This window comes from Enterobacter sp. 940_PEND (assembly GCF_001059415.1).
Classification (GTDB): Bacteria; Pseudomonadota; Gammaproteobacteria; order Enterobacterales; family Enterobacteriaceae; genus Enterobacter; species Enterobacter cloacae_M.
Window position 1 is genome coordinate 1 of sequence record NZ_JUMS01000118.1, and the last position, 10434, is coordinate 10434.

Genomic DNA, 10434 nt, shown 5'->3' on the forward strand with positions numbered 1-10434 from the left:
CGGGCATTATCTGAACATAAAACACTATCAGTAAGTTGGAGTCATTACCGAAAGTGGTACGTTATATCGCAAAAGTATAAAAAATCATCTGGATTCAAAAAGAGCTATCTTTAAGTTGAAGAAAAATGTGGACGCATTCGATGAAGTTATCTCATCATATTATCAGACATATCAATTTATTAGAGATGAAATGAAACTATTGAATCCAAAAAAAGACAATGAGTTATATAATATTAGCAATGATATGTTAATGGTGTTAAATAAATTTTTAACTAAAAATCAAAATAATTATAAAAGATGGTATAAATATATATCAGATAAGGATGAAGTTATTGATGTTATAACTAATACACCATTAAAAGTTCACCTGACGCCTATAAATAAAATACAAAAGCAATACTATAACTACAGTAAAATATGTAACGATTTTAAAGTAGTAAATGATTTTTTCACATCACGGGTTCAACAAACATTTAACGTGAACACCACCAAATGGGATTGGTAACAAGTAAAGGGGAGTATCATACTCCCCTTTACTGTTTCTGCTAGCCATTACGCATTCTCATTGGGGTAGAAAAAACGTATTCGCACTTATCTTTATCTTGATATGTTAACTCAATCATTTTTCTAAGGTTTTCTGGGTTATTGTGTATCTGATCCCAGTTGACTATTGATATATATGACTTTTCACTCATCAAGTTATCGATAACTCTTTCAGGCATATATGGATATATTTCTTTATATGTTGTTCTGTCGTTGATTGTTATCCACTCGGTTATATTAGGATGAAATTCATTTTTTTCATTTTCACCATGACTGGCTCTAATGTTGTTTGTCCCTGTTGAAGGAAGATTTATAATAAAAATACCTGATTTGCCGTTTCTGGGACTATCCCTCATGGATGAATATAATTCCCAATCAACATGCTTTCTATTTTTAGTCTCAGTCCCAACGAGTAAAATAAGAGCGGATGTATCACGTAAATATTCATCCCTTATTATTTCTCTGATCTTTTGAGGTTCTTCTTCTTCATCAATGTCACCAAGTGATACCGAGCGATTCACAAAAATATCAAAAACATCATTCATTTTTTCAAGTTCGTTTTTGTACCATTGGTCATTAGCATGGTGGTAACTGATGAAAACTTTGTGCTTGGTCACGCTTTTTCCTCATTTATTCTCTGGTTTACGGATTTTACATCTTCATCCATACCGAGTAAAAGTCTTATAATTTATTTTTTCACACTAAGAGATACTCTCAACCACTGGATACAGTATAATCAGGAAGTGGCTACATTCTTCCAATTCAAATGAAGAGAGCAGACTTACATGCAATTCATCCATAATGATCTTGGTCAAAGAAAAAGAGGGGAGATTGTTGAAATCACCCTTACCAGTGGTGCAAATGTTAGACTAATGGATAGTTCTAACTTCAGTAGTTATAAGAATGGCCGACGACATTCCTACATTGGTGGGTTAGCAAAGCGCTCCCCCATAAGGTTACAGATCCCTTCATCAGGCCATTGGCATATTGCTGTAGATATGCAGGGATTAAGGGGGAGTACCAGGGCTTCTGTTCGCGTTCTTCCAGGGGTTCTTCCTGAAATTCAGGATAGGCCGTTAAGCGAAGTTCCTAGTCTGGTAAGAGATAACAGACCACCGTCAACAGCACAGAGCAACGAGATACATGACGTATTTATTTCGCATGCCTCAGAGGATAAAGATGATTTTGTTCGCTCTCTGGCAAACTCATTAATCAGTCACGGCCTTAATGTATGGTATGACGAAATGACGTTAAGAATTGGTGACAGCCTGAGACAAAAAATAGACAAAGGTTTAGCAAACAGTCGTGTTGGGTTAGTAGTTTTGTCTCCGGCGTTTATAAGCAAAGGTTGGACAAATTATGAACTTGATGGAATCGTCACTCGTGCTATTTCTGGTGAGCAAATATTGCTTCCCATATGGCATAATATTACAAAACAAGAAGTTGTCGATTTTAGTCCATCATTAGCAGACAAAGTTGCTCGTAGTACTGCAACTCATACAATCGATGAAATTGCTCATGAGATAGCCGAGCTACTGCATTCTCGTGGTTAATGTTTATCGAAATTCAAATAGCAAAACAAAAGGATCAATCAGCGATCCTTTTTTTATTTTTATGAATATCAATAAATTACATTCTTAACGTACGTTTTCGTTCCATTGGCCTTCAAACCCCTAGAAGTAGCGGGCAAACGATATCTCATAACCGATCTGGGTCTTGTCGGTAGCGATCCAGGCGTCCGGTACATGCGGCAGCACTTCCCGCTCGAAAAACGCATCGATACCACCCGACTCCTTCAGCGGTACCTGCTCGGTATCGCGCAGCTCACTGTCGGGTTCGTACTCGACCATGAACCGATCCTTGCCCACTGTCTCCAGGTACGCGCCATCGAAGCCGGGCTCAAAGAAGTCGCTCGCCTTGAGTTTGCTGCGTTTGGCAATGACTGGCGGGGCCGTTTCGTCACGCCAGCTCACAGCTTTGTAGATGGCCTTCTTCTCGGGTGCGCTGAGCTTGTCACCCTGAGCTTTCAGGGCAGTATCGAAGCGGGTACGGAATTCATTGTGGTCATCGAACACGGCGCTACCTAGAGCTTTTTGCACCCGTTGCGCCACCACCATCAGCGCCTTGTCGCGCAGCCACGTCGATGCGTCGAGCAGCTTCTTGCGGCGCTTGGCGGGCACGGCCTTACGCGCGGCGGGAGTCTCGCTGTCATCGCCGCTGTCTTCGTTCTCGTCCTCTTCGTTCTCGTCCTCGCCTTTCAGCCATGCCTCGATGGTCGGCTTGAGCTTGGCGAAATCGGTATAGAGCGCCTCGCCGTGGGTGGCGTAGATCTCGGCGCGTATCGCCTCGTCGCCGGTGGCAAAACGCAGGAGTTCGATTCGCTCGTCGGAGAGCTGGCTTTTCAGGCGCAGCGGGCGCTCGACAGTGATCTTCCAGTAGCCGAAGTCCTGAGTGTCGAACCATTTCGACTCGGCGGTTTCTTGCGCCTCGCCGAGGTAGATGTCGATGATTCGCTGGATGTCTCCATCCGAGAGTTCACAATTCTTCTTGCCGAGATTGCGGCGCAGCGGCTGGAACCAGCCACTTGCATCGATCAACTGCACTTTGTCACGACGCGCTTCGGCTTTCTTGTTGGCCAACACCCAGATATAGGTGGCGATGCCGGTGTTGTAGAAAATGTTGAGCGGCAGGGCGATGATGGCCTCCAGCCAGTCGTTCTCCAGCACCCAACGGCGGATGTTACTCTCGCCCTGGCCTGCATCGCCGGTGAACAGCGCGGAGCCATTATGAACCAGCGCGATGCGGCTGCCCAACGGCGTGTGGTGTTTCATCTTTTGCAGCTTATTCACCAGGAACATGAGCTGTCCGTCGCTGGAGCGGGTGATAAGCTTGAACTCAGCATTGCCCGCGTGGCTGACGATGAAGCGCTGGTCATTGAATTCCTTCTTGCCGCCCATGCGCTCCAGATCGGTCTTCCAACTCTTGCCGTAGGGCGGGTTGGAGATCATGAAATCAAATTCGCGCGAACGGAACTGGTCAGCGGACAGAGTGGACTTATCAGCGCCACCGACGATGTTCTCGGCCTCCTCGCCTTCGCCCTTCAAGAGCAGATCGGCCTTGCAGATGGCGTAGGTTTCGTCGCTAATTTCTTGCCCGAACAGGTGGATGGAGACTTCCTTGCCATGCTGCCCGGCAAGCTCGTGTAGCGATTCCTCGGCCACGGTGAGCATGCCGCCGGTGCCGCAGGAGCCGTCGTAGAGCGAATAGGTGCTAGACTCGATGCGCTCGGCCACAGGAAGGAACAGCAGCTTGGCCATGAGCTGCACCACGTCGCGCGGGGTGAAGTGCTCGCCTGCCTCTTCATTGTTATCTTCGTTAAAGCGGCGGATCAGCTCTTCGAACACAGTGCCTATGCCATGGTTGTCCAGCGGCGGCAGCTTGATGCGGCCGTCGGCATCCTTCACCGGCAACGGCGAGAGATTGACCTCCGGGTCGAGGAAATCTTCAATCAAGTAGCCCAGAACGTGGGAATCCACCAACTTCTGGATCTGGTTGTGGAAACTGAACTTGGCGAGGATTTCCTGGACGTTGGGCGAAAATCCATCCAGATACGCAATAAAATCATCACGCAGCCGCTGGCCTGCGGCACTGGCCTTGAGCTTGGCCAGAGTAAATTCCGATACGTTGTAGAAGGCTTGGCCTGCTGCCATACGCAGAGCGCCGTCTTGCTCGACCACTTTATGGGCATCAAGGAGCTTCTTGCGCTCTAGCACAGCATCTTTCGTCGCCTCTAGCACGGCATCAAGCCGTCGCAGTACGGTGAAGGGCAGGATCACGTCGCGGTACTTGCCGCGTACATAGACGTCGCGCAAGCGGTCATCGGCAATGTTCCAGATGAAATCGGAAATCCACTTGATCTGGCTTTGGTCTTGTTGTTGCTTCTTATGCATCGATACTTACCTTAATTCGCCGCTGAGGCGCTGGCATTGTCTGTGGTGACGGCGAGTTTCCAATGATTTTTGAGTTCGCCCATCAGGCGTTTCTGACGCTCAGCCAGAAGGTTGGGTGTCCACTCGTTTTCTGACCTGACTTCCTGCGTTAGCACGAAGGGCGACGCCTTGCCCTTACCCCTGAAGTAGGCATCCTTCTTCTTGGAAAAGTCGTAGTTGCTGGCAGATGAGTTCTTGTTCCTATCCAGCGGAACTAGATTGGCCAAACGGTGCGTCCAGCAATCTCGCTCGTCTTCATCCGGGAACCACTTGATCCAGTCCGAACCGTCAGGCGGGTTTTGCGGCAGCACATGCTCCAGCGACACGGCGTTTTGCAGCTGCACTCCAGGGGCTCGAACCAGAGATTCGAGACGTAAAACCAGTGCCATGCGGGCTTTGGGCAGGTTGCGGTAGATATCTCCGTCGAGAGCAGCCACGAAATCTCGCTTCTGTTTGTCTGTAAGTGCCAGAGTGCCCAAGGTGACTAGATCGCCGTCGAAGGCCGTGGACTCGATGTCTTTAATGAGCGCAGCGTAGGTTTCGATGCGTTCGTTGATACCCACCTTTGTAACCAACATGAAATAGGTAAGGCGTTCTAGTGATTGGAAGAATTCTGCGAGCAATTTTGGTTTTTGCCGGAATCGCTTGAAATACACCAGTGCCGGGGGTACCCAGTCCTTGAAGTCCACGCGGTTGAGCCAGAACAGGTGCTCGTTGATCGTCTCGGCGTGCTCGGTCGCCTCAAAGTCAGCGTCGCGCACGAAGTCCCATACTTCTGCGTAAGGTTTGATGACGGAGTCGATCAGGGCGATAGGGTTATTGTACTCGGTGACGTGCTCTTGGAATTCTTTGACCAAAATGTACTTCTGCTTCTTCTTCGCATAGATGCTACGGATGTGACCGAACAGATCACCAAAGGCGTCACGGCCCAGTGAGGTTTCGATGCGACTCCACTCCTTGGCATAGACCCGACTCTTAATGTCGCCTGCCGTGGTGCGGATTAGGCCCAGAACCTGCGCCTTGATGATGTCGATAGGCGCGAGGTCAAGCCCCCGATTATTGAGCACGGAAAAGATGCGGTAGGCAGCTTCAAGATCGGGCGTGGAGATAACAACCAGCGAGCAGTCGTTGGCCAGGAACTGCCACAGTGCGCTCAGATCGGCGGGCGGTAGCGCCTTGGCTTTGGCAAGCAGCAGCGTGGCGTTTTCGCGGTATCGAAGTCGGCTGTCTTCCAGCTTGTCGGTGCTAGTGACCAACTGTGCGATGCCGCCCGGCTCTTGAATGTTGGTGCGAAAGAAGTCGGCATCCTCCTCGCGGGCGGTCAGGCGGTATTCATTTTTCTCGCCGAGGCTGACCTTGCCCTTCTTGTAGAGGAAATCGGTGATGTCGTCGGCTGCGTGCGGCATGGCCTCGCGCAGCACTGCAAACAGCATCGTCAGCGTCGACAGGCGCTGCTGGCCATCGACCACCGACGATTTGGGCTCTCGGTCGTTCTTGATCAGAACGATACTGCCGAGGAAGTATTGGCTGGTTGCACCGGAGACACGCGCATCCAGCATCGCCGAGTGCAGATCATCGAACAGCTCTGTGGCCTGCTCGGTTGTCCAGGCATAGGGACGCTGGTAGTCCGGAATCTCGAACTGGTAGCTGCCTTCGAAGATCTCGCGGATCAGTTTGTCGTGGGCTTCAAGTGTCTTGGCCATTGTTTTCCTCTTTCCTATGATTCCTTGGAACTGCTCAGGGCTTGGTATCCTGGAGCCAGCTTGGCGCTCTCGACTCCGTACAGCACCAGCGGATCGCTAAGCCATAGGCGATACTGTTCTTCTTTGAGGCGATGGTCAGGCGAGCAGTCCACGCTCCAGTGCAGCAGCATGTAGCCCACAACAGCAGCCCGCACGCGCATCTTGATCGACCCGTTGGTCATCCCGTAGTCCATCTTGATGACCTCGGGACGCGCAAAGCGCGGATGAGGCACTAAGTCCAACTCCACGATCCGAGTCCACTGAATGTCGTTGTCCGAACGCTCGTTAGCCTTGGGTTCTTCATCAAGCAGGATAGGCGCTTCAATGCGGGTGACAACGAAGTCGCGGAACTCGCCACTCTTGCGATCAAAAGCTCGGACGTGCCAGCGCAGGCCGGTATCGACCAGCGCAAAGGGCACAATGATCCGCTCGGTCTCACCGCTGCTCATTGAGTGGTAGCGGATGGCTACTGGCCGCTTGGCGTGGATAGCCCGGCAGATTGGGGCCAGCACATCCATCCGTGGGCAGCTCAAAGCCACTGGAGACTCGCATGGCAGCAGCGGCCGCGAGTCGACGTTCACTCCATCTCCAAACCCAAGCGCGAGTGTCGACAAAACACGTTGCGTCGAGTGCTCGAAAATTGGAACAAACGCCTTGCCTATGCGGTAGATCTTGTTGCTACCATCGAATTCAATGTTCTGCGGTGCGATTTCCCGGTAAAGAGCCAGATCGCGAGTTGCCCCTGCCGGCGCCACACCGAAGCGCTCAATCAGGTCTGGGCGCCCAATATCACCGAAGAAGTAGAGCTGGAAGTCGATGTAGGCCAGCCGCTCGCGCTGGGCAAGGCTCAAATCCTCGACCCGTTTAGAGGGTGAACTAATCATGTGCCGCAGCTATGAAATGAAAGGAGAATGTAGTGATGTGATCCATATAGCGCTATTGTTATCATCAAATTGATTACAATCATGCACCATCTTTACTATAACAACAAGATATAAAGCCTCAAACGTAGACATAGTTCGTCTTGTATTAAATCTCTTCAATACGTTAGATTGATGTCATCCAACTGTGAAATCTTGCCGCCCAGTGCTCTGTCGACTCCTCATGCAACTTGCCCTTATCCACGGATTTGGTCTGCGGGTGAGGAATGCCGGAATAGCCATCCTTGCCGCAGAGCATTTTTAACCGCTGATTTGGCCAGTGCAGTGATTTCTGGGTTAACTCTTCTGCCAACAGCGTAAGCTGCTTGGGCCAATCCAGAGGCGACTTCAGCCGTAATAGCAAAGTTGATAGAGAACAAACACCGTCAGATGTATCGACTTCTAGGATATAGAAGGTGCGGCCCTGCAACTCCACCTCAACAACGGCCAGGCACCTTTAACCTGCTCCCCGTATTTTCACACAGACTGCTGTTAGTTACTTCCGCTTTTGGCACAAAGCAGACGTTAAGACTTACAGCATCGGGAAACTTCTGGATGCCGCGTCAGCGGCATGGAGGCGCCAGATGAGGTTACATGTGTCTGTGGAGTCAAATGGCGCCGAAAGCCCGGCGTAGCCGGTTACCGGGCTATAAATTCTGCCACCCTACCCCCTGCCCTGATTAGCCTTAACCCGCTATCAGCAATGAAGAAATTAAGGTAATCCCTTTTAACCCCGGTGAGCGGGCTTTACGGCGTTTACGACGTAAAGGGCGTGATTTCCGGGGCCTTAGCGGCGGCAGCTTGCTGCTGACGCTTAGGGGGATGTTCATCAACTATTTCAGCGACACCAGGGAACTTAACATGGTAGCTGCAAAGCCATACCCGCGAAAAACATCTCAGACGCCGCTGTACGCGGTCGGAGTGGACCCGGCAAGGCGACAGCCGCAGTCGGGGCGTATCTCCGCGTTAGCGGGCCGCAGGGCCGCTTACGAGCGTGTACTAAACAACTGACCACAGCTCCACCCACAGCGATGAAGAAGAGTAGTTACAACACCCATCATTAAAAGCGATGGTGTTCCCCGGCCTTCGGCCGGGGGCGGCGGCGCTTTTCAGTGGTGGGGAGGGGCACCTGGCCGGCAAACCGGCGCTGGTTTTATGATGAGCTTCCTTATGAATGCTGTAACTAATTTGGTTCTCCGGTCGGGGCCCGTCGCGAAGCGATGGGAGCTCTCTTTGGTGTTGCCGAACCGTCGCGACCGTCAGGTCGCTGCAAGGGCGGGCATTCTCCGCAGCCTGTCCACAGGGCAGGCGATGAACAGGTTATTTGTTTACAGGATTTATTAAAGGATCTTTAAAAGAGGTACAGAGCTGGTGTTTAAAAGGAACCACGCGCCTTGAAAGTCCGACGGCATGTGCTTTATGCGTATCACGGTTGTAGCCTAATGAAATACTCCCTTGCAGTTATATGTGGATAACAGAAATCGGCCGTCAGAAGTGACGCCGGCGATAACATTTAAGGCCACGTTGACGCCAGGAAGACCGGAATTATGGTGAGGAATGCAGGCCTGAAGATAAGATAATACGTAGTAGCCGGGCAACAGGCGTGCGAAAGCCTCCGGCGCCGGCCGGATTTTTTAAGGAAGGTAATGTTATATGGGCACAGTGGCCAGTCGCGTGTAGTTGTTCCCGCGCGACAGCAGCATGCGCTCCTGCACACGGCGCTCAACCTCACGCTTCAGCGCTTCTTTATCGCCCCTGAAGCGGCCGGTGGCGTATTCGCGGGTCAGTTGCTGACGCACGCGCGTCTCGATGTCATGACGCTGCCGTGATGCATCCCGCCGTGCAGTATCCCGCTTCCGCCCGTGAGATTTAGGGGTCTGACGCTCAGTGGAACGAAAACTCACGTTAAGCAACGTTTTCTACCTCTGACGCCTCTTTTAATGGTCTCAGATGTCCTTTGGTCACCAGTTCTGCCAGCGTGAAGGAATAATGGCCGAGCATATTGATATGTCCGTGGCAAAGCGGGGAGAGGCGTGCGATATCTTCATCATTCAGTGTTTCACCTTGCGCCCGGAGATGATCCAGGGCTGCCTGCATATACATAGTGTTCCATAACACGACGGCGTTAGTGACCAGCCCCAGTGCGCCCAGTTGATCTTCCTGACCGTCGGTATATCGTTTTCTTATCTCACCTTTTTGACCGTGACAGATGGCTCTGGCAACGGCATGGCGGCTTTCTCCCCGATTAAGCTGGGTCAGAATGCGCCGGCGGTAATCTTCATCATCAATATAATTAAGCAGATACAGCGTTTTGTTGATGCGCCCCACTTCAATGATTGCCTGAGTCAGTCCGGAAGGACGTTCACTTTTCAGCAATGAACGGACCAGCACTGAAGCCTGTACTTTGCCCAGTTTCAGGGAGCCAGCGGTCCGGATCATTTCGTCCCACTGAAGGACTATTTTTCGGGGATCTGATTGCCCTCTGGCAATATCATTCAGCACGCCATAGTTGGCATCATGGTCCATTCGCCAGAAAACCGAAGCACCGGCATCAGCCAGGCGTGGAGAAAACTGGTATCCCAGCAGCCAGAAAAGGCCAAAGACAAGTTCGCTGGTACCTGCTGTATCGGTCATAATTTCGGTTGGATTCAGCCCGGTCTCCTGTTCCAGAAGGCCTTCCAGCACAAAGATAGAGTCCCTCAGCGTCCCCGGTATAACGATGCCATGAAAGCCGGAATACTGATCGGACACAAAGTTGTACCAGGTGATCCCTCTGTTATTACCAAAGTATTTGCGGTTCGGTCCGGCATTGATTGTTCTGACTGGCGTAACAAAGCGCATTCCATCTGCAGATGCCACTTCTCCGCCACCCCATATCTGTGCCAGTGGCAGCGTTGCCTGAAAATCAACCAGTCTGGCATTAGCGCTGGTGATAGTTTCAGCCCGCAGATAGTTCGCTTTTGTCCAGTTCAGCCGGTGTCGGGTCAGTGCAGGAACATTTGATCTGATCAGTGGTTCCAGACCGATATTGCAGGCTTCAGCCATCAGCACGGCGCTGATGCTGACGGGCAGATCATCAACTCTGGCACTGGCTTCACTAGCATGGAAAAACTCATCAGCAAATCCGGTATGGGCGTTAATTTCGAGCAGCAACTTATAGTACAATAATTCTCTATATCCAAACTGACCCCTTAACAAGGGAGAGGCCCACCATGCGCTCAAAAATGCGCTCCGTATCGG

General features: G+C 50.9%; 8 protein-coding genes and 1 pseudogene. 2 read left to right on the forward strand and 7 right to left on the reverse strand.

Annotated features, from left to right (window positions below; genetic code table 11):
- The first annotated feature begins 127 nt into the window (after positions 1 to 127).
- On the forward strand, positions 128 to 505 hold the full coding sequence (locus ADJ24_RS16780; protein ID WP_233424598.1) for a hypothetical protein: 378 nt from the start codon (positions 128 to 130) through the stop codon (positions 503 to 505).
- Positions 506 to 545: 40 nt separating this feature from the next.
- Here ADJ24_RS16780 and ADJ24_RS16785 read toward each other — a convergent pair whose 3' ends face one another.
- Positions 546 to 1160, reverse strand: a complete 615-nt coding sequence (locus ADJ24_RS16785) for a TIR domain-containing protein (protein WP_000160641.1) — start codon at positions 1158 to 1160, stop codon at positions 546 to 548.
- A gap of 168 nt (positions 1161 to 1328) precedes the next feature.
- Between ADJ24_RS16785 and ADJ24_RS24460 the strand changes: the two genes are divergently transcribed.
- The gene (locus ADJ24_RS24460) at positions 1329 to 2096 is read left to right on the forward strand and encodes a DUF1883 domain-containing protein (RefSeq protein WP_001159650.1); all 768 of its coding nucleotides are present in this window, start codon (positions 1329 to 1331) and stop codon (positions 2094 to 2096) included.
- A gap of 120 nt (positions 2097 to 2216) precedes the next feature.
- Here ADJ24_RS24460 and ADJ24_RS16790 read toward each other — a convergent pair whose 3' ends face one another.
- The 6 genes and pseudogenes from ADJ24_RS16790 to ADJ24_RS16815 form a co-directional block, all read right to left on the reverse strand.
- Positions 2217 to 4493, reverse strand: a complete 2277-nt coding sequence (locus ADJ24_RS16790; RefSeq protein WP_048703036.1) for a type I restriction-modification system subunit M — start codon at positions 4491 to 4493, stop codon at positions 2217 to 2219.
- Positions 4494 to 4504: 11 nt separating this feature from the next.
- Positions 4505 to 6235, reverse strand: coding sequence for a DUF262 domain-containing protein (locus ADJ24_RS16795; RefSeq protein WP_015632415.1), 1731 nt, complete (start codon positions 6233 to 6235; stop codon positions 4505 to 4507).
- A gap of 14 nt (positions 6236 to 6249) precedes the next feature.
- The gene (locus ADJ24_RS16800; protein WP_015632416.1) at positions 6250 to 7158 is read right to left on the reverse strand and encodes a helix-turn-helix transcriptional regulator; all 909 of its coding nucleotides are present in this window, start codon (positions 7156 to 7158) and stop codon (positions 6250 to 6252) included.
- A 163-nt stretch (positions 7159 to 7321) separates the two neighbouring features.
- Positions 7322 to 7645: a Tn7-like element transposition protein TnsE gene (locus ADJ24_RS24465; protein WP_157833877.1), complete on the reverse strand. Its 324-nt coding sequence runs from the start codon at positions 7643 to 7645 to the stop codon at positions 7322 to 7324.
- 1198 nt (positions 7646 to 8843) lie between these two features.
- Positions 8844 to 9065 (reverse strand): annotated as a pseudogene (locus tag ADJ24_RS24475) (incFII family plasmid replication initiator RepA); the annotation flags it as partial.
- A 34-nt stretch (positions 9066 to 9099) separates the two neighbouring features.
- The coding region (locus ADJ24_RS16815) for a Tn3 family transposase (protein WP_239663703.1) at positions 9100 to 10434 on the reverse strand (1335 nt) is incomplete at its 5' end.

Excerpts from the sequence above, each read along its gene's own strand:
- ADJ24_RS16800 (WP_015632416.1), bottom strand. The coding sequence starts at position 7,158 with ATGATTAGTTCACCCTCTAAACGGGTCGAGGATTTGAGCCTTGCCCAG.
- ADJ24_RS24460 (WP_001159650.1), top strand. The coding sequence starts at position 1,329 with ATGCAATTCATCCATAATGATCTTGGTCAAAGAAAAAGAGGGGAGATT.
- ADJ24_RS16795 (WP_015632415.1), bottom strand. The coding sequence starts at position 6,235 with ATGGCCAAGACACTTGAAGCCCACGACAAACTGATCCGCGAGATCTTC.
- ADJ24_RS16790 (WP_048703036.1), bottom strand. The coding sequence starts at position 4,493 with ATGCATAAGAAGCAACAACAAGACCAAAGCCAGATCAAGTGGATTTCC.